Origin of the sequence: Pseudomonas sp. NPDC077186, assembly GCF_044543505.1 — a bacterium.
GTDB lineage: Bacteria > Pseudomonadota > Gammaproteobacteria > Pseudomonadales > Pseudomonadaceae > Aquipseudomonas.
In genome coordinates this window covers 24,536-40,929 of sequence record NZ_JBITWE010000004.1, presented here as the reverse complement: position 1 = coordinate 40,929, position 16,394 = coordinate 24,536, and the positions used below count along the sequence as shown (strand labels likewise).

At 61.4% G+C, this 16,394-nt stretch carries 17 protein-coding genes and 1 pseudogene; 9 read left to right on the top strand and 9 right to left on the bottom strand.

Annotated elements, in window-relative coordinates; genetic code table 11:
* Positions 1-2: 2 nt before the first annotated feature.
* The 5 genes and pseudogenes from ACIGKL_RS15705 to ACIGKL_RS15685 all read right to left on the bottom strand — a co-directional run bounded on the left by ACIGKL_RS15705 (position 3) and on the right by ACIGKL_RS15685 (position 2,731).
* Positions 3-578 (bottom strand): recombinase family protein, encoded by a 576-nt coding sequence (locus tag ACIGKL_RS15705; protein WP_195883222.1) that lies wholly within the window; start codon positions 576-578, stop codon positions 3-5.
* A 309-nt stretch (positions 579-887) separates the two neighbouring features.
* Complete coding sequence (locus ACIGKL_RS15700; RefSeq protein WP_195883221.1) at positions 888-1,217, bottom strand: TetR family transcriptional regulator; 330 nt, start codon at positions 1,215-1,217, stop codon at positions 888-890.
* Between the two features lie 71 nt (positions 1,218-1,288).
* Positions 1,289-2,074: a site-specific integrase gene (locus tag ACIGKL_RS15695; protein WP_397487499.1), complete on the bottom strand. Its 786-nt coding sequence runs from the start codon at positions 2,072-2,074 to the stop codon at positions 1,289-1,291.
* Positions 2,075-2,192: 118 nt separating this feature from the next.
* Positions 2,193-2,300: pseudogene (locus ACIGKL_RS15690) on the bottom strand (hypothetical protein); the annotation flags it as partial.
* Positions 2,300-2,731: a LexA family transcriptional regulator gene (locus tag ACIGKL_RS15685; RefSeq protein ID WP_195883219.1), complete on the bottom strand. Its 432-nt coding sequence runs from the start codon at positions 2,729-2,731 to the stop codon at positions 2,300-2,302. The pseudogene ACIGKL_RS15690 and the gene ACIGKL_RS15685, both read right to left, overlap by 1 nt.
* 83 nt (positions 2,732-2,814) lie before the next feature.
* On the opposite strand from ACIGKL_RS15685, the gene ACIGKL_RS15680 reads away from it, so the two are divergent.
* Complete coding sequence (locus tag ACIGKL_RS15680) at positions 2,815-3,240, top strand: hypothetical protein (protein WP_195883218.1); 426 nt, start codon at positions 2,815-2,817, stop codon at positions 3,238-3,240.
* Here the strand turns inward: ACIGKL_RS15680 and ACIGKL_RS15675 are convergent.
* Entirely contained in the window at positions 3,237-3,734 is a 498-nt protein-coding gene (locus ACIGKL_RS15675) for a hypothetical protein (protein WP_195883217.1), read from the bottom strand. The genes ACIGKL_RS15680 and ACIGKL_RS15675 overlap by 4 nt on opposite strands.
* A 544-nt stretch (positions 3,735-4,278) precedes the next feature.
* Here ACIGKL_RS15675 and ACIGKL_RS15670 point away from each other — a divergent pair.
* From ACIGKL_RS15670 to ACIGKL_RS15635, 8 genes are all read left to right on the top strand, one after another.
* Positions 4,279-5,163, top strand: a complete 885-nt coding sequence (locus ACIGKL_RS15670; RefSeq protein ID WP_143498262.1) for a DUF3577 domain-containing protein — start codon at positions 4,279-4,281, stop codon at positions 5,161-5,163.
* 172 nt (positions 5,164-5,335) lie between these two features.
* Positions 5,336-6,163 carry a DUF932 domain-containing protein gene (locus ACIGKL_RS15665; RefSeq protein ID WP_143498263.1) on the top strand — a complete coding sequence of 276 codons (828 nt, stop codon included), beginning with the start codon at positions 5,336-5,338 and terminating at the stop codon, positions 6,161-6,163.
* A 95-nt stretch (positions 6,164-6,258) separates the two neighbouring features.
* Positions 6,259-6,930 (top strand): DUF3275 family protein, encoded by a 672-nt coding sequence (locus ACIGKL_RS15660; RefSeq protein ID WP_195883216.1) that lies wholly within the window; start codon positions 6,259-6,261, stop codon positions 6,928-6,930.
* Positions 6,931-7,021: 91 nt separating this feature from the next.
* On the top strand, positions 7,022-7,366 hold the full coding sequence (locus tag ACIGKL_RS15655; RefSeq protein ID WP_195883215.1) for a hypothetical protein: 345 nt from the start codon (positions 7,022-7,024) through the stop codon (positions 7,364-7,366).
* Positions 7,367-7,505: 139 nt separating this feature from the next.
* Positions 7,506-8,162 (top strand): hypothetical protein, encoded by a 657-nt coding sequence (locus ACIGKL_RS15650; protein WP_195883214.1) that lies wholly within the window; start codon positions 7,506-7,508, stop codon positions 8,160-8,162.
* 64 nt (positions 8,163-8,226) lie between these two features.
* The gene (locus ACIGKL_RS15645; protein ID WP_195883213.1) at positions 8,227-9,336 is read left to right on the top strand and encodes a DUF6094 domain-containing protein; all 1,110 of its coding nucleotides are present in this window, start codon (positions 8,227-8,229) and stop codon (positions 9,334-9,336) included.
* Positions 9,337-9,556: 220 nt separating this feature from the next.
* A complete protein-coding gene (locus ACIGKL_RS15640) occupies positions 9,557-9,847 on the top strand; it encodes a hypothetical protein (protein ID WP_195883212.1) in 291 nt (96 codons plus the stop codon).
* Between the two features lie 87 nt (positions 9,848-9,934).
* Positions 9,935-12,208: a helicase-related protein gene (locus ACIGKL_RS15635; protein WP_397487498.1), complete on the top strand. Its 2,274-nt coding sequence runs from the start codon at positions 9,935-9,937 to the stop codon at positions 12,206-12,208.
* Positions 12,209-12,413: 205 nt separating this feature from the next.
* On the opposite strand, the gene ACIGKL_RS15630 is transcribed toward ACIGKL_RS15635, so the two are convergent.
* From ACIGKL_RS15630 to ACIGKL_RS15620, 3 genes are all read right to left on the bottom strand, one after another.
* Positions 12,414-13,592 (bottom strand): glycerate kinase, encoded by a 1,179-nt coding sequence (locus ACIGKL_RS15630; protein ID WP_397487497.1) that lies wholly within the window; start codon positions 13,590-13,592, stop codon positions 12,414-12,416.
* Between the two features lie 84 nt (positions 13,593-13,676).
* The gene (locus tag ACIGKL_RS15625; RefSeq protein ID WP_397487496.1) at positions 13,677-14,948 is read right to left on the bottom strand and encodes an SLC13 family permease; all 1,272 of its coding nucleotides are present in this window, start codon (positions 14,946-14,948) and stop codon (positions 13,677-13,679) included.
* A gap of 144 nt (positions 14,949-15,092) precedes the next feature.
* Positions 15,093-16,151 carry a tartrate dehydrogenase gene (locus ACIGKL_RS15620; RefSeq protein WP_397487495.1) on the bottom strand — a complete coding sequence of 353 codons (1,059 nt, stop codon included), beginning with the start codon at positions 16,149-16,151 and terminating at the stop codon, positions 15,093-15,095.
* Positions 16,152-16,394 lie beyond the last annotated feature (243 nt).

The window sequence follows — 16,394 nt, the reverse complement described above, 5'->3', positions numbered from 1 at the left end:
CTTTACGCCGCCCGCTGGGCATCACGCTCGGCCTCGGTGAGATAGTTGTAGAGCGTAGAGCGGCCGATGCCCATCATCCGGCAGATTTCCGCCACGGTGTGTTTCCGCTCGTGATAGAGACGCAGGGCGAGTTCTTGCTTGGCCGGATCGAGCCGTTTCTTGCGCCCACCCTTGCGGCCACGGGCCCGCGCAGCGGATAGGCCGGCTTGGGTGCGCTCGCGAATCAGGTTGCGCTCGAACTCAGCCAAGGCGCCGAACAGGTGAAATACCAGGCGGCCACCAATCGAGGCGGTATCGATGTTTTCTTGCAAGCTGCGCAAGCCGACGCCGGCGGCGTCCAGTTGCTCAACCAGCCGGATCAGATCCTTCAGCGAGCGGCCAAGGCGATCCAGGCGCCAGATCACCACGGTGTCGCCACGGCGTAGCGTGGCCAGCAAGGCGGTCAAACCAACCCGCTCGGCCTTGGCTCCGCTGGCGGTGTCTTCGAACACGCGCTCGCAACCAGCTTTCTCCAATGCGTCTCGTTGAAGATCGAGGAGTTGATCGTCGGTCGAGACACGGGCGTACCCAATCAGCATGGCTTTGTCCAACTATTCAGTGAAAGTCCAGTGTAGTCGGATATTGAAAGATGGAGACTGTAGCTGGATGTCAGCAATGCGGGTTTGTGCGAGGGTTGCCTGCTGAGAGATGGCCGTCCAACAAACCCTGGTTTGTTGGACGGCCTGAGCGAGGGGGTGTTCAGTTGCAGAAAGCGTGAGCCCACGGAGATGGAATGCAAGCCGGTGCAGCTGAATGCAAGCTCGCTCGCAGTTAATGTGAGCCCGGCGGCTCCGTTAGTTGCAGTTAATCTGAGCCGGGAATCGCGTTGATTGCGAGCCCGGCGGTTTTCAAATGCGAGCCGTTACAGCTACGCCCTTCAGTTGAGCTAGTTCGAGAATCAGGGTCTGATTCACTGAGGCCAGTCGAGCCAGATCCTGGCTTAGCTGTGCGTTCTCCGCGCGCAATGCTCTGTTCAGCTCCCTCTCCTTCAACAATGCTTGGTGCTTCGAATCGCGCTGTGCTCGGACTGATTTCCCCATCAGACCACGAATGCGTTCAGCCACGGCTGGGTAGGTGTTGTGGATGAGACCTGGAGTGACCCCTGCCGCTTTCGCTACGCCAGAAATGGACAGCTTTCCGTTTGTTGAAAGGATGCCGTCGATGACCTTATCGAGCATCTCCGAGGTCTTCTGTCTGGAGCGTCCGGAGGATCGTTGCGCAGTTGGCTTATTGGTCAAAGTCGGCACCTTCAAGTTCGCGTTGGGTCACTGTCGCGAGCGTCCAAAGGAGACAGGCCAAGGCTGCTGATTACGTCGAATGCGACCTGCATATCACGTTTTGCCCGTTGCCTTACAGCCGGCCCGGCATCGTCGATTTCCATCAGCTCCAGCTGATGCGAGTAGATCCCCTGCCACGTGGTGGCAAAGGTCTCGTCAATCACAGAGTGTTTGCAGCCAGGACAACGGGTTGCCTCATACAAACCAGCCCCACCACAGCCCCGTTCTGTCGCGATGCACCAGCCATGACCAGTCGCTCGAATGTTTGCATGGGGGGCTGTCTGGGCCAGCAAGGCACTCCGATCTTTGATCGGAATGGCACGTAGCTCCATGATCCTCTCACCCGCCCCTCCAGCAAGTGGCTGATCATCCAACCACGACTCGATGAGATCGATCTTGAATTCCGTCATCTGTTGGAGGATTTCATCGAACAGGGTGAGATCCTGTAGGGGGTTGGAGGCATAGAGCTGAGTCATGCTCATACTGCTGTGTTTGAACTGCCACTTGAGGAAGACGAGCGAGGTACGCCCCATGCGAGACTCAACGAAGCACCGGGCATAGGTGCGACGGCACTGGTGAGTCCGCAATGGCCAATCACTTCCAGCCGCTTTTGCGACGCGCTTGAAGGCTTCATTGGAACCTGCGGCGCTGAGCACTTCGATGTGTCCAACACGTTCGGCTTTGTTGCCGTACCCATTCAAGCAGAGGAACAGTCTCTTCGAGTCCTTTCTGGCTTTCTCCAATCGAAGCAGCCTCATTTCACAGCCTTAAACACCATCCAGATGACTCCCCTTCAGAGGCTGGAATGTAATTTCTCAGGCTTCTATCAAGGTGGTGCGGACTGTAATTCATTTACTAACGGAAGCAATCCCTCAGATCGTTGTTGCTCAGCACCACCATTGGTACCACTCGTAGATCCGGGCGGAACAGCCGCTCGCAACTCACGTAGAAGTTGTTGCAGTCCACCAGGGCATAGGTCGGCATCAGAACCCCGGCAGCTTGTGAATGCAGCGCGTCACCACGCCGAACACCTCCAGGTCCTCGCCGTCGCGCAGGCGAATGTCCGGGTAGGCCTTGTTCGCCGCACGCAGCACCGGCGCGCCGCGCTCATAGGCCAGCTGCTTGCAGGTGAACTCCCCATTTACTACCGCCACCACCACCATGCCCGCGCGCGGCGTGATCGAGCGGTCGACCACCAGGATGTCGCCGTCGAAAATCCCCAGGCCGGTCATACTGTCCCCCACCACCCGCAGAAAGAAGGTGGCCGCCGGGTGCACCACGCACAGCTCGTCTAGCGAGAGGCTGGCCTCGATATGGTCTTCAGCGGGGGAAGGAAAGCCGGCGGCAACGCGGCTCAGGAACAACGGCAGCCGCAGACCTGGCCGCAACGGGCGGCCGATCACTGTCAGGGCCATGGGTAACCTCGCGATAAGACTGTACATTGATACAGTATTATCAGACCCTAATCTTGGCAACGACAACAGACGGGAGGCACCCCATGTGCGGCGGCGTCGAAGTGGCCGGGCGCTATACCCAAACCGGCCAGCAACTGCGAATCTACTTCCCCAACCCACGGGCCGCCCTGCCCGTTCGCCAGGCCGATGGCGGTGTGGAATGGGTCACTTGGGGGCGCCGCAAGGAACAACCCGGCCACCTGCCCGCCACCGGCTGGGCCCGCACCGACTCCATCACCGCGGGCAAATGGGCGCGCTACCACCCGCAACCCGTGCAGGTGCTGGCCGAACGCTTTATGGAGAAGGACGCATCAGGCGCCTCGCATTGGTTCGACCTGGAGCCAGACCAGACCATTGAGGCGCTGCTGGTCGAGCACGGGGAAGAAAGGCGGGTCTACGTGGTCACCACCACCCCGCCGCAGAGTGGGCCAACGGTGCACGACCGCTGGCCGAGCCTGGTAACGGCCTAGAGCGGGTCACCCTCCAGCACCGCAGCGCTGGCATCGAACGGGCAGCCATCGCCCTGCGGCACCAACTCCAGGGAGGCGGTGCCATCCGGTAGGGAAACCACCAGGCTGCGCATCACGCATTGGGTACGGGGCATCAATGCGGTGGCATGGAGCATCTGCTCCGTCCACTCCACCACCTCGTAGCTGTACACCTGGGCTTCCAAGTCTTCCCCCTCGTCATGCCGCAAGATCGAGGCATAGGCCTCCTGGCAGGTGCCGCTGCCGCGGTTGCAGCGAATCTCCACCGCATTCACCCCTGGCGGCTCGTAGCCGGCCACCGTATTCCAGGCCCCCCACAACATCAGGTCATCGCCTTGCTGCTCGATAGTAAACGGCGGACGAACAACGGCATGGGGTTGCTCCAAGGGCGCAGGGTTGGCCAACCACAGGGCCGCATAAGCGGCCACCAGAGCGGAAGCGAGGGAGACGGAGAGGTAGCGGAGGATCGTAAGCATGGTCGAACTCCTTTCGAGGGGCCGGCCGTCCTAGCCAGCTATCCATTTGAATGCAGCAACTGACTTTAGACTAGGCCCAGCATGATTTCATGCAGGCTATACATATCGCGGTCGTGGCCGTCAGGGCCCGCCACAGTACGGGCAGCAGAAACCGGTAATACTCGGCCAGGCAGTGTCGGTACGATGGCTAGCTGACTGAAATGAACGCTCTCAGAATACCCCACCAGCCCTCTCCTACTGCGACGGGTGACGAATACGGTCGCCGGCAGTTGCCGATTTCCCGTGGCCAAGGCATTCGCGTAGCACCAACCTCCCCTTCATGTTCCGCTGACGTCGTCAGCGACATGCCAGGCAGCTTCGGTCTTCAGGCTGCCCGCGGTTCCTCCGCGTGACCGAGCCCGTTCGCAGCGCATCCCTCGCGCGAACGACCACCGGCTTGCCGGTGGCGGATGCAGATGTTCCTCAACCCACCGCGGGGTTACGCACCTCCCCGCTCTGGGTCGGTGTGTCTCCGTGCTCTTGTTCTCAAGTCAGGAGATTCACCATGACCAGCACAACGTCCAACCCGAAATCGTACTTCGACATCCATACCTCGGGCATCGGCTACATCCAGCGCGTGCGCGAAGTACCGGTAAAGGGTGGCCGCAAAGCCACGCCGTTTCTCGCCTGTACCGTGGCGGCGCTCATCGGGCCGGCACAAAACCCGACCCGGCGCTACTTCGACGTGCGGGTTTCCGGCGCCGAAGCCAAGCAACTCGTCCAACCCTACATCGGCATCGATGATCCCCAGCAACGACCGCTGGTTCGCTTTCGTCTCGGCGACCTGTGGATCGATCCATTTCGTCGGCCCTCGGGCGATCCGGCGGCCAGCATGAAGGCCCGGCTACTCAAGGCCGAGCTGCTGGAACGCAGTGCCCTGGGCGAAATCGAGTATCACGAACTGCTGACCCGCGGTATCGGCTACTTGAACAATCCCCGGATGATCCCGAACGGCGGGGATCCATTCCTGTCGTGTGCCATTGCAGCCCTAGCCGGCCCGGTCGACGATCCCGAGTATCGCTATATCGAGACCACCGTCGCCGACGACAGCGCCCAGCACCTGGTGCAGCGCTGCATTCAGGCCGTTGAAGCGAAGAAGAAGGTGCTGCTGGCCTTCACGCTCAACGACATGAAGGCCGAGGCCTACGTCCGCAGCAAAGGCGAACACGCCGGTGAAGTGGGCGGTAGCTTGAAGTCGAAGCTGATGCGCATCGGCCTGATCAAAGTCGATGGGGTACAGGTCTATCCGCTGGAATCCGCAGCGCCCGCCGACGAAGACGCTCCCGCGTCCGACGAGACGGTTCGCGCCGAGGACGACAGCGGTGGCCAACAGCCCACCGCCGCCACTACGGCCCCTGTCGAGGAGTCTGCGCAAGCGGCTTCGTTCTAATCCCCAGGGCCTGTCCCTTCCTCTCCCCCATGCCCCGACACCTCGGTGTCGGCGGCATACGCCCCACCGCCTGTCATCGCCCCGCCCTTCAGGGCTTTTTCATCCCATGCAATCGCAACTGCCGGCCTTCGGGCCGCGCATGCGCTTGCCGCCCTTCTCAAGGAGAACGACCATGCAACTCGCCTCTCGTTTCGCTCCCCGCTCGCCAATCCTGCGCGCCGATTATCCATTGTCCGATGAGCAGATTCGCGCCGTGGCGCCGTCGATCTTTGCCGATACCCCGCATGAGAGCCGGTCCGAACGCTACAGCTACATTCCCACCGCGTCGGTACTGGCCGAGCTGCGCGCAGAAGGCTTCCAGCCGTTCATGGTGTGCCAGACCCGCGTGCGCCACGAGGACCGCCGCGAATTCACCAAACACATGATCCGCCTTCGCCACGCCAGCCAGATCAACGGCAACGAAGCGAATGAAATCATCCTTCTCAACTCGCACGACGGCACCAGTAGTTACCAGATGCTCGCCGGCATGTTCAGGTTCGTCTGCCACAACGGCTTGGTCTGCGGTAACACCCTCGCCGATGTCCGTGTGCATCACAAAGGCAATGTCGCCGAGCACGTAATCGAAGGTGCCTACGAGGTCCTGCACGGCTTCGAGCAGGTGCAGCAGTCGCGCGACGCGATGCGCCTGATCACCCTGGACGAAGGCGAGCAGGAGGTCTTGGCCCGCTCTGCACTGGCGCTCAAGTACGACACACCCAATCAGGTGGTGCCGATCACCGAGGCGCAGGTGCTGATGCCTCGCCGCGTCGATGACCGCGGCAGCGACCTGTGGTCCACCTTCAATCGCATTCAGGAGAACCTGGTCAAAGGCGGTTTGAATGGACGCAACGCCCGTGGCCGCCGCCAGAGTACCCGGCCGGTCCAGGGCATCGATCAGAACGTGCGGCTCAACCGCGCGCTGTGGATGCTCGCCGAAGGCATGCAACAGCTGAAGGCCTGAGGCCACGCGGACCACGCCCCTCGCGGGCGTGGTCCGCTGTTTCTCTCACTCAATGGATGCCCAGCATCCTCACCCTCATCGCAAGGAGAACCGCCATGGCCGCGTCAGCCGCCCTGCCACTACCCGCATCATCTATCGTCGTACCCGGCCAGCTCACGCTGCGCACCATCCACGGTCGCAACGGGCCGTTCAACGTCGGCCGCCTGGTCACCCCCATCGGCAAGTTTGCCGTCAAGGACGCGGAGTTGGAGCAGTACCCCGAAGGCAAGTACGACGGGGAATTCGTCATTCGCTACATCGACTCCAAGGCCTATCCCACCTGTGATGGCATGCGCTTCGAGATCCGTGCCAGTCTGGACGGCATGACACTCTCGGGCATCGACAAACTGAGCAAGGCCGAGGCCCATGCCTTTGCCACCCAGGAAGTCGATCCGCTCGACGAGGAACTGGCCGCGCAGCCGCTGACAGCAGCGACAACGCCAGCTCCAGTGTCCACTCCCGTGCAAGCCTCGACGGATCCCCTGATCGATACCAGGCCCTTCGGCGTGGATGCGCCCGACGCTGCGGTCGCTGCCTCCGGCGGTGCCGACAGCGACGATGCCGCCTTGTTCGGCCTGCTATGGCCGCTGGGCGAGTCGGTGAAACTGGATTCGACCATCGATCGCCGCACGCTGCGTCTGCAGATCGCGCGGCTGGGTGTGCTGGGCTACGCGCTCGACTTCAAGTCGCAGCAATGGAATCGGCAGCCTGATCAACAGGCCGCGTGATCTGCCTCGCCGCATCCGCGGCGTTTCATCCACCCGCCGGGGTTCCGTTCCCCACGCGGGGAGGACTCCGGCTTTTCTGGAGGACTCCAGCATGTCAACCACCGCCTGCAATACCCCCTCACAGCCCACCGGGGATACCCGCTCTGCGCTCGATGAGCAAGCCTGGCTGGCGGTCTGCAACACGGCAGCCACACAAGCCAGAAAGGGTTGCGGCCTGTCTTACGACTACTACGTCGATCGCTTCAGTGCGGTGATTGATACGCACATTGATCAATTGCCCGAATGCCAGCGCGCACAGGCTCTGCAAATAGCCACAGAGGAATGGGGTTACGCGACACCTGCCGAGAGGCAGGAAACCCAAAACTGGAATGCTGAACACGGCTATTGCGCGCACGGAATCGAACTGGGTTATTGCCCGGTCGGTTGCGGTTCGTAATCGAGAACCGGCAGGGCCGAGACACTTCGTTGCAGCCCACACGCCTGGCAGTTCGAGCCGGAATATTGCGCCTCCCTTCATCCCCTCGGGGCAGCACCTGCCCCGGCGGTGCTGCTCCCTCTTCATCGAGGTCATCACCATGCGTGCGCTTTCATCACCCACCACGCTGTATCCCATCGACGAGTGCGCCGACCTGATGGCCGACGCCTGCATCCGTGACGAACAGGGAAATCTGATCTTCCTCTCGGTCTGGGCGCGGGATACCGCGATCCAGCAGTTCCTGGCCCGGCTGACGCTGAGCCGCGACGAGGATGGGCTGGACCAGTTCCACCTCATCACCGAGCAAGGGGGCGCCGTCCCCGTCTTCATCGGCACGGTCGAGCGTTTGGAAAAACGCCTGACCCGCGCCTATCGCCGCACGCTGTTCGGCACGATGGTCAACCTCTGGTTGTTCGACCGGCGCTGCATACGGCCCGACAAGAGCACGGCCAGCGCACTGGCGCTGCTGCCGCGCTCGGTAACCGATCCGACGTCACGCCTGTGGCAACTGGTCAGGGACACCTGCCCGCTGCCGCTGCTGGATCACTGGCAAGCTCATGTGCTGACGCTGCTGCGCGATCACAGCATGCTCCAGGATCTGCCGGTGGCTCTCGGCCCCCTGCGCGGATTACGCCTGCAGCTGGACGTTCCAGCGCTGTCCGAAGCGCTGGGTGAGCTGATCCGCCGCGGCGTACTCACCGCCTACCCGACACGGCAATCGGCAAGCACTGAGCTATCGCTACAAGCCGTGATTTGAGGCATCTGCAACGAATACGCCCCCGTATTCACCCCTATTCATCCCAGCCAATCAGGAGACTCCCATGGCTCTCATGTTCCCCAGGCTCGCACGGAATTTCGCCAAGAACGGCTACTACCCGACCGACGAAGCCACCCTCGAACGAGCGCTCAGCGCACTGCTGCCCAGCGATGGGCCGATGTACCTTCTCGCTCCTTGCGCTGGCGAAGGCGTCGCCATTGCAGAAGCCGCGCACGCCCTCGGGCGTGATCAAACCACCGCCTATGCGGTGGAGTACGATCCGGAACGGGCGAACCATGCGCGGCAGCTGGTCGATCACTGCCTCCAAGGTGATTTGATGGATGCGTTGATCGCCCGGCAGAGCTTCGGCCTGCTGTGGCTCAACCCGCCCTATGGCGACTTGTCGAAGGATGCCAACGGCAACATCGGCTACGACGGCAGAGGCCGCGCCAGGCTGGAGAAGCTGTTCTATCAGAAGACGCTGCCGCTGCTGCAGTACGGCGGCATTCTCGTTTTCATCGTGCCGTCCTACGTGCTCGACCCGGAGCTGGTTGGCTGGCTCACGCGGCACTTCGCCGACCTGTGCATCCACCGAGCGGTGGACACGCAGTTCAAGCAGGTTGTCGTGTTCGGTCGCCGTATCCGCCAGCGCGAGCTGGTCGGCGACGAGATGAAATCCGTCCGCGCCCGTCTGCTGCAGATCGGGCAAGGCGAACTCGACATGGAAGAACTTCCGGCCGAGTGGCCGCTGCTCCCCTACGTCGTCCCCGCGGCTTCAGCCGAGCCCGAGCATTTCTATCGCATCAGCATGGAGCCGGCGCAGTTCGCCGAGGAAGTGCAGCGCCTGCAGGGCCTGTGGCCGTCGTTCGAGACGCACCTCGGGGCCGCGCAGCAGTCCTTGCGTGCCCCGGCGCGTGCCCTGTCCCACTGGCACCTGGCGTTGGCCCTTGCGGCCGGCGCGATCTCGGGTGTGGTGCAATCCAAGAAGGGCCGCCTCCTGGCAGTCAAAGGCGACACTCACAAGCAGAAAACCACCAGCACGGAGTACCGCGAGCGCGACGATGGCTCCATCGCCGAAACGCGCATCCTCACCGACAAGTTCGTGCCGGTGATCCGTGCCTGGGATCTGTCCCCCGACTCGGCCACCCAGGGCCGCATTATCACCATCCACTGATCCCATCCGACGCTTCAGCGGACTGGTGTTCTCAATCCACAGAAGGCGCAACGCCTTGGTTTCGCGTCTGAGTAAGCGGCCTGGCCGCTTACCCACCCCTCGTCCCACTGCCCAGGACAGCGATCTGATCTGACGGCAGGCAAGAGTCTTCATCCACCCAATCGGGACATGGCTCCCGACGGGGCCGTGTCCTGAGCACTCCCCCAAGGAGCACATGCCCATGGCACACCAACCGCCTCCCCTGCTGTTCGCGATAGGCACATTGATCTTCAGTCCTGGCGTCGACCGCCTTATGCGGGAAGGCCGCCTCGATCCGCTGCCGTACTTCCAGCGCCACACCCGTGGCGATTGGGGTGACGTCAGCAACGCGCAGTGGCAAGCGAACAACGCCGCCCTGCAATCAGCAGATCGGCTTGAATCGGCCTACGTGGTTCACCGCGAACTGAGACTCCGCATCGTCACCGAGGCAGACCGCAGCGCAACCCATATCGCGCTGGCGTCCGAGCACTGACTCGGCCGTTAGCGTTTCTCCCATCCCCCGGGGCATGTCATCGCCCTCTGGGGCGGGTGCATGCCCCATTTTCAGTGGAGCATCACCATGTCCCTCGATCTTGAAACTCATCCCGATACCGCCGTGCAGGGCGACCTGCTCGATGCGGCGGACTCCCCTCTTACGCTCAGCCTGCAGGACTTCGTGTCCGAGTTTGGCGACGAGTTGCTCGACTCGCTCAACCGCGCCAACCCGCCGGTCTACTCCGGCCAGGCGCGAGAGCATCGACAGCTCGTCGTCGCCGGCCTCAAGCGACAGTTGTTCGTGGCGCAAGCCGATGTGGTCCATGCGGTCGCCGAGCTGTTGATCGACCGCGGCGAACGCGCAGCCATCGTCAACGGCGAGATGGGCTGCGGCAAGACGACGGTGGGCATTGCCACCGCCGCGGTGCTCAACGCCGAAGGCTACCGCCGCACCCTGGTGCTCTCCCCGCCACACCTGGTTTACAAGTGGCGGCGGGAAATCCAGGAGACGGTGGCCGGTGCCAAGGTCTGGGTGCTCAACGGCCCGGACACGCTGGTCAAACTGCTCAAGTTGCGCGAGCAGTTGGGCGTCTCGCCCCAGGGTCAAGAGTTCTTTGTCCTGGGCCGCGTGCGGATGAGGATGGGCTTTCACTGGAAGCCGGTCTTCACCCAGCATCGCACGCGCCATGGGGATGTAGGCGCCTGCCCTGACTGCGGCCAGGTCATCACCGACCTCGACGGTGAGCCGATCAATCCGATCGAAGTGGAAGCCGAGGAATACCGCCGCAAGTGCAGTCAGTGCGCCGCGCCATTGTGGACGCTGATTCGTCCCAGAAGGCTGTCCGCCAACGACCAGTCCTCTGCCGTGCTCAAAGCGCTGAAGCGTATTCCCACCATTGGCGAGGTCACCGCACAGAAGCTGATGCAGACGTTCGGCGATGCCTTCCTCGCCTCGATGCTCGGGGACAATATCCACGAGTTCATCAACCTGATGGATGGCAACGGCGAGTTGGTCTTCTCGGACCGGCAAGCCCAGCGCATGGAGCGTGCGATGTCGTCGATGGAGTTTGGCTTTGGCGAAGGCGGCTACCAGCCATCGGAGTTCATCAAGCGGCAGCTTCCCCAGGGCACGTTCGACCTGCTCATCGCCGACGAGGCGCACGAGTACAAGAACGGCGGCTCCGCACAGGGCCAGGCCATGGGGGTGTTGGCAGCCAAAGCACGCAAGACGCTGCTGCTCACCGGCACGCTGATGGGCGGCTACGGCGACGACATTTTCTACCTGCTGTTCCGCGCCTTGCCTGGGCGGATGATCGAAGACGGCTATCGGCCGAGCAAGAGCGGCAGCATGACGTCGGCAGCAATGGCGTTCATGCGTGATCACGGCGTGCTCAAGGATATCTATTCCGAGAGCCTGGGCACGGCGCACAAGACGGCCAAGGGCAGCAAGGTCTCGGTGCGCACGGTCAAGGCACCGGGTTTCGGTCCCAAGGGCGTGTTGCGCTGTATCCTGCCGTTCACGGTCTTCCTCAAGTTGAAGGACATCGGCGGCAACGTGCTGCCACCCTACGACGAAGAGTTCCGCGAGGTCGCCATGGATGACGAGCAGGCCAATGCGTACCGCACCCTGTCGTCGCGGCTGAGCCAGGAGCTGAAACAGGCCCTGGCGAAACGCGATACGACGCTGTTGGGCGTGGTCCTGAATGTGCTGCTGGCCTGGCCGGATACGTGCTTTCGTGCGGAAACGGTCACGCATCCGCGTACGCGCGAACTGCTGGCGTTCGTCGCCTCCCAGTTCAACGAGTTGGAGGTGATGCCCAAGGAGCGCGAGCTGATCGATATCTGCCGCAAGGAGAAGACGGAAGGTCGCAAGACCCTGGTCTACAGCGTCTACACCGGCACACGCGATACGACATCACGGCTCAAGCTCTTGCTCGAACAGGAAGGCTTCAAGGTGGCGGTACTACGCGCAAGCGTGGATGCCTCACGCCGCGAGGACTGGATTGCCGAGCAGTTGGACCGGGGCATCGACGTGCTCATCACCAATCCCGAACTGGTGAAAACCGGGTTGGATCTGCTGGAGTTCCCGACGATTGTGTTCATGCAGTCGGGCTACAACGTGTATTCGCTGCAGCAAGCCGCACGCCGCTCCTGGCGTATCGGCCAGAAGCTGGCAGTCAGGGTGATCTACCTGGGCTACGCGGCCACCTCGCAGATGACCTGCCTGGCACTGATGGCCAGAAAGATCATGGTGTCACAGAGCACCTCGGGAGACGTGCCCGAATCCGGGCTCGATGTCCTGAATCAGGACGGCGACTCGGTGGAAGTGGCCTTGGCACGGCAGCTTGTAGCGAGCTGAGCGATGTGGCCAAGCCGGCAGCCTTTGGGCTGCCGGCTCTTTGCCTCGATCTTCACGGGCGAAACGAGTGCCAGGCGCGTCGTAATTTGTTTAGGGCGACTGTCGATTTAGAATCCTCGCTCGCACTGCCGTGACAGATCATCGTTTGGCCGCAGAGCGGCCGCTCGCCACAGGCTACAGCCGGCCAGGAGGGGGCATTGAACACTTACAAAATCAGAGGATGTTCAACGTAAGCGCTTTTACTTTGTAGTTCTGTAGATAACCGAAGCACCCTGCCTATATCCCGTGCTAAAGCCCGCAAAAGCTCCGGAGCCTGCTGGCAGGCATCAGTCAGTGTCATAGGGCCAGAGGCCAGCGAAAAAGCCGCAGTAACTCCATGCGAGTAGAGGTCGGCGTACCCCTCTCCCAACGTACCCGCCAGCACGATCACCGGCACTTGATGCTGGCGTGCCACGCGTGTCACGCCCAAGGGTGTTTTGCCTCGTAGGGTCTGTGCGTCGCAACACCCTTCCCCGGTAATCACCAAGTCCCCCCCCTGTATATGCCGTGCGAGTTGAGCCAGGTCGGCCACCATCTCGATACCAGAGCGAAACTCAGCCTTGAGAAACGTACGAGCAGCGAAACCCAAACCACCGGCTGCACCACTACCTGGATGGTCACGATGATCCTTTCCGAACAGAGCCTGGCAACAGTCAGCAAAGTGAGCTAGCGCGCGATCCAGCCTGGCTATCTCATTACGAGTCGCACCTTTTTGTTGCGCAAACGTGTACGACGCGCCACTGGGACCACAGAGCGGGTTGTCGACGTCAACCACCACCTCGAAACGCACTTCTGGAAGGCGGGGATCCAGGCTACTCAGGTCGATTCGGCTCAATGCCGCCAAGACCTGCCCCCCCGGTGGTAGCGGCCACTGTTCTGAGTCCAGAAAGCGTGCACCGAGCGCCTCCAACATGCCAGCGCCAGCGTCATTGGTGGCGCTGCCGCCTAGAGTGAGAACGATACGTCGGGCACCAATATCCAAAGCCTCAAGGATCAGCTCGCCAGTGCCGCGACTGGTACTCAGACAGGCATTGCGCTGTGCAACAGGCACCAATTGCAGACCACTGGCCTCGGCCATTTCGATGACTGCGGTATGCGACTCCGGGAGCCAGGCCCAGCTCGCCTCGACAATGTCGCCAAGCGGGCCAGTCACCAGGCTGTTACACCGCTCGTCCTTCACCGCGGCGAGAATGCAGTCCAGTGTACCTTCGCCGCCATCGGCCATTGGGCACTTGATCAGTTCCGCTTCGGGAAAAACCTCCTGCAAACCAGCTTGAATCGCATCGGCAACCTCGGCTGCACTCAAGCTGTCTTTGAACGAGTCAGGTGCGATGACGATTTTCATACGAGTCTCCAACATCAGCGTGCCTCCATGCTCGCCTGGGCCTCCTGGCGTCGCTTGGCTAGTAAGAGCGTTGCTGGTCGCCAATTACGACGGGAAGAACGGAAAGAACAGCAGTAACAGTGGAATCGCAATGGCACCTGCCACCAGGATCAACGGCAAACCGCACTTCATGTAATCGGCAAACTTATAACCTCCAGCCGACAGCACCATGAGGTTCGCTGGCATGCCGATCGGGGTGGCGTAGGCACAGGAACCGCCGATCACGATGGCCATCAGCACCGCGCGCGGATCGGCACCCAGATTGGCCGCGATTGACATGCCGATTGGCACCAGCAGCGCGGTGGTGGCGGTATTGGACATGAAGTTGGTGAGCGCGCAGGAAATGAAGAAGATCACCACCAGCAACAGTACCGGCGATGGCTCTGCGCCGAGCAGCGCCATGATTGTAGACGCGACTGTCGCACCGGCCCCTGTCTGTTCCAGCGCGCTGGCGAGAGCCAGGGTGCCGCCGAAGATAAAGATAGTTTGCGTGTCGATGGATTGGTAAGCCTGCTTCTCGGTCAGCACACCGACCAGTACCAAAAACGCTGCACCAACGCAGGCGGTGATATGCAGCGGTACACCTATCACACTCTCAAATACCATACCGAGGATGGTTGAGATCATTACCATCAACGAGGTGATTTGCTTCCATTTCGGCACCGAGCTGAAATCATGAGTCGCCTCGGTTACACCGGTTACGGCTTTCGAGGAACCGGCCGGCAGCAGGCGATGGCCGAAGAAGGCGAAGTAGATAATGCCGCCTGCTAACAGCGGTAGACCGACTTTGGCATATTCAAAGAAACTGAATTCCAAGCCGACGTTCTGCAAGGCGCTCTGCGCAATCAGGTTTCCTGGTGCACCGATAAGGGAGAGATTGCCGCCCATCGCTGCCGCGAATACCAGGGGCATCAGCAACCGCGAGCGAGAGAACCCGGATTTCGCGGCAATACCGATGACCACCGGAATCAGAATGGCTGCGGTGCCGGTATTGGACAGCACACCAGAGAGCAAACCGACGATGACCATGATCGCTACGATCAGTTGCCGCTCGGTCTTGGCGAAACGTGTCACCAGGCCTCCAATGCGGTTCGCCATGCCCGTCTCGAACAAGGCGCCGCCGACGATGAACATGCCGACGAAAAGGATCACGTTGGTGTTGATGAAGCCGTTGAATGCGGTCTTCGGATCGAGCACGCCAGTCAATACCAGCGCGAGGCAGACGATGACGGCTGTCAACGCCAGGGGAATTCGCTCCCAGACGAACATTACGGTCGCGAAAAGCAGTAGAAGCAGAGTTATTTCGATGGGGCTCATTCGGTTTCCCTCCTCTTGCGAGGAGGCTCCATATGCTTATTTTTGTAATGGATGCCTGCTGGGGCATCTAGGCTCCAGGCAAAGCGGTGAATCAGCAGTAACGGCTGCGGTGCAGGCCGCAAGTCGGCACTCGGCCCACGCTATCTAGCGCGCGATAACCTCAAGCACCGCGTCAGTAACCTGTCGAGTCGTGGCCGTGCCACCCAGATCGGGGGTATGCAGGCCGCTGGCAGTGACCACTTCGATGGCGCGCATTAGATGCTCGCCGGCTTTTCTCTCGCCGAGATGTTCAAGCATCATCGCCGCGGTCCAGAAGGTCGCGATGGGGTTGGCGATGCCCTTGCCAGTGATATCGAAGGCTGAGCCGTGAATTGGCTCGAACATAGACGGGAAGCTGCGATCGGGATTCAGGTTGGCCGTCGGTGCGATTCCCAGACTGCCTGACAGGGCCGCAGCCAGATCCGAAAGAATGTCGGCATGCAGGTTGGTGGCGACGATGACGTCGAGCTTTTCGGGTTTGAGCACCATGGTGGTGGTCACCGCGTCGACCAATTCGCGGTTGGTGTGCACATCCGGATAGTCCCTGGCCACTTCGGCGAACACTTCGTCCCATAGCACCATGCCATGGCGTTGGGCATTGGATTTGGTCACCAGGGTCAGGTGCTTGGCGGGACGGCTGCGCGCCAGTTCGAACGCGAAGCGGTGGATGCGCTCCACGCCGACGCGGGTGAAGGTGGACACCTCGGTGGCGACCTCGATGGGTAGTCCCTGGTGCACCCGACCGCCACTGCCGGAATACTCGCCCTCGGAATTCTCCCGCACGATCACCCAGTCGATGGCCTGGCCATTGCTCAGCGGGCTTTTCACCCCCGGCAGCACGCGGGCCGGGCGCACGTTGGCGTATTGATCGAAGCCTTGGCAGATGGGAAGGCGCAGGCCCCAGAGGGAGATATGGTCGGCGACCTTCAAACTACCGACGGCGCCGAAGAAAATTGCATCAGCCTTGCTGATTTCGGCCAGCCCACCGTCCGGAATGTAGTGGCCATGCTTGAGGTAGTACTCCGAGTCCCAGGGGTAACGGGTGACATCGAAACTGAAGCCCCCCAAGCGTCTGGCCAGTCCCTCAAGAATCTCCAAGCCGGCGGCAATCACTTCGGTGCCGATGCCATCGCCGGGAATTGCTGCGATGTTGTAAGTCTTCATGCTGCGCTCCACTTGTTGTTATTAACGAGGATGACCGCGATGCTGCTACAGGGCGAGTATAAGCAGTGAACCAAAACAGATTGATCGCCTGAAAATCAAATCTTTATTGAACTAAAGTTATCAATTGAAAAGCCAGGCGAAGCACTACTGCCGCCGCAAGCGACGGCCAGTGCCGCCATGTCGGAGGTGAGATGCTCTTGCCAACGGCGAGCCGACAGGAGGCTCGCTGAAATCGGCGCGGAA

What these genes read in the sequence shown, in the direction of transcription:
- ACIGKL_RS15655 (WP_195883215.1), top strand. Translation starts at nt 7,022, where the DNA reads ATGTCAACCACCGCCTGCAATACCCCCTCACAGCCCACCGGGGATACC.
- ACIGKL_RS15670 (WP_143498262.1), top strand. Translation starts at nt 4,279, where the DNA reads ATGACCAGCACAACGTCCAACCCGAAATCGTACTTCGACATCCATACC.
- ACIGKL_RS15675 (WP_195883217.1), bottom strand. Translation starts at nt 3,734, where the DNA reads ATGCTTACGATCCTCCGCTACCTCTCCGTCTCCCTCGCTTCCGCTCTG.
- ACIGKL_RS15665 (WP_143498263.1), top strand. Translation starts at nt 5,336, where the DNA reads ATGCAACTCGCCTCTCGTTTCGCTCCCCGCTCGCCAATCCTGCGCGCC.
- ACIGKL_RS15705 (WP_195883222.1), bottom strand. Translation starts at nt 578, where the DNA reads ATGCTGATTGGGTACGCCCGTGTCTCGACCGACGATCAACTCCTCGAT.
- ACIGKL_RS15650 (WP_195883214.1), top strand. Translation starts at nt 7,506, where the DNA reads ATGCGTGCGCTTTCATCACCCACCACGCTGTATCCCATCGACGAGTGC.
- ACIGKL_RS15620 (WP_397487495.1), bottom strand. Translation starts at nt 16,151, where the DNA reads ATGAAGACTTACAACATCGCAGCAATTCCCGGCGATGGCATCGGCACC.
- ACIGKL_RS15695 (WP_397487499.1), bottom strand. Translation starts at nt 2,074, where the DNA reads ATGAGGCTGCTTCGATTGGAGAAAGCCAGAAAGGACTCGAAGAGACTG.
- ACIGKL_RS15660 (WP_195883216.1), top strand. Translation starts at nt 6,259, where the DNA reads ATGGCCGCGTCAGCCGCCCTGCCACTACCCGCATCATCTATCGTCGTA.
- ACIGKL_RS15625 (WP_397487496.1), bottom strand. Translation starts at nt 14,948, where the DNA reads ATGAGCCCCATCGAAATAACTCTGCTTCTACTGCTTTTCGCGACCGTA.
- ACIGKL_RS15640 (WP_195883212.1), top strand. Translation starts at nt 9,557, where the DNA reads ATGGCACACCAACCGCCTCCCCTGCTGTTCGCGATAGGCACATTGATC.
- ACIGKL_RS15680 (WP_195883218.1), top strand. Translation starts at nt 2,815, where the DNA reads ATGTGCGGCGGCGTCGAAGTGGCCGGGCGCTATACCCAAACCGGCCAG.
- ACIGKL_RS15645 (WP_195883213.1), top strand. Translation starts at nt 8,227, where the DNA reads ATGGCTCTCATGTTCCCCAGGCTCGCACGGAATTTCGCCAAGAACGGC.
- ACIGKL_RS15700 (WP_195883221.1), bottom strand. Translation starts at nt 1,217, where the DNA reads ATGCTCGATAAGGTCATCGACGGCATCCTTTCAACAAACGGAAAGCTG.
- ACIGKL_RS15685 (WP_195883219.1), bottom strand. Translation starts at nt 2,731, where the DNA reads ATGGCCCTGACAGTGATCGGCCGCCCGTTGCGGCCAGGTCTGCGGCTG.
- ACIGKL_RS15635 (WP_397487498.1), top strand. Translation starts at nt 9,935, where the DNA reads ATGTCCCTCGATCTTGAAACTCATCCCGATACCGCCGTGCAGGGCGAC.
- ACIGKL_RS15630 (WP_397487497.1), bottom strand. Translation starts at nt 13,592, where the DNA reads ATGAAAATCGTCATCGCACCTGACTCGTTCAAAGACAGCTTGAGTGCA.